The organism is Lacimicrobium alkaliphilum (assembly GCF_002591895.1).
In the GTDB taxonomy this organism is placed as follows: domain Bacteria; phylum Pseudomonadota; class Gammaproteobacteria; order Enterobacterales; family Alteromonadaceae; genus Lacimicrobium; species Lacimicrobium alkaliphilum.
Map to the genome: position 1 here is coordinate 1 of NZ_NISX01000044.1, position 725 is coordinate 725.

2 protein-coding genes are annotated in these 725 nt (G+C 47.3%); both read left to right on the forward strand.

Annotation, left to right across the window (positions count from 1 at the left end; translation table 11 throughout):
- Positions 1–128: 128 nt before the first annotated feature.
- Positions 129–401 (forward strand): BrnT family toxin, encoded by a 273-nt coding sequence (locus tag CDA54_RS19385; protein ID WP_099036690.1) that lies wholly within the window; start codon positions 129–131, stop codon positions 399–401.
- Between the two features lies 1 nt (position 402).
- A complete protein-coding gene (locus CDA54_RS19390) occupies positions 403–705 on the forward strand; it encodes a CopG family antitoxin (protein WP_099036691.1) in 303 nt (100 codons plus the stop codon).
- Positions 706–725 lie beyond the last annotated feature (20 nt).

Here is a 725-nt window from a genome sequence, read left to right on the forward strand (position 1 = left end):
TGGGCATGCCCGCCAAATATATACGGGAATGACCCTCTGTGAACTCAGCGACTTTACGAGAAGAATTAAGGCTTTTTGTTTAAGGGTAGAGGGATGCCAATAGGCACACACTCTGTTAGACTCTCTTTATGAAGCAGATTAACTGGAATGCGGAAAAGAACCAGCAGTTGATGACTGAGCGAGGAGTGTCTTTTGAAGATGTCTTATTCGCCCTTCAGTCTGGTGCTTTACTTGATGATGGACCTCACCCCAACAGGGGCAAGTATCCGGGTCAACGTCTGCTTGTGGTTAGGATAGATGATTACGCCTGGCTGGTACCGTATATTGAGAATGACAGGGAATTCTTTCTTAAGACGATTATCCCCAGTCGTAAGGCCACTAAAAAATTTTTAAGGGGGTAGTATGACCAAGGCTAAATTAGATTCTGAAGAGCAGGAGCTGCTTGAAGCTTATGAATCCGGCGAGTTTGAATCGGATCTGAATGCTGACCGTCGGGATTACTTCTCCAGGGCGGCTGAAGAGACGTTCAAGAAAGATAAACGGATCAACATTCGTATCTCCAGCCGGGATCTCGAGGCACTTCAGCGCCGGGCACTGGAGGAAGGGCTTCCTTACCAGTCTTTGGTCTCCAGTGTACTGCACAAGTATGTCTCAGGTGGCTTTAAGGACATTTCTGCAGGCAAATCTGGTCAGCGGACACGCTAACTGACCACGAAAAACACTAA